1 protein-coding gene is annotated in these 239 nt (G+C 47.7%); it reads right to left on the reverse strand.

The features are described 5' to 3' along the window. Positions 1–239, reverse strand: a 239-nt coding sequence (locus Q1A08_RS21415; protein ID WP_299776432.1) for an Ig-like domain-containing protein, incomplete at both ends; no start/stop codon positions are given.

Raw genomic sequence — 239 nt, forward strand, 5'->3', positions numbered from 1 at the left:
ACATTACCCACGTTATCGTCGGCATCATTAATCACCGGAACCGCATTCGGCGTGGTATCAATCGTGATGGTGAAGGTGTCTTCAACTTCATTACCCGAAGCATCTTTAGCCTTAGCTTTAAAGGTAACCGCACCTTCAGGTAAGGCATCCGCATTTGGAATCTGAATCTTCCACTCGCCGCTACCATCAGCTGTGACAGGACCGTATTTTTTACCGTTCACTTCCAAGGTAACTTCGGC

The organism is uncultured Pseudoteredinibacter sp., assembly GCF_947500695.1.
Classification (GTDB): Bacteria; Pseudomonadota; Gammaproteobacteria; order Pseudomonadales; family Cellvibrionaceae; genus Pseudoteredinibacter.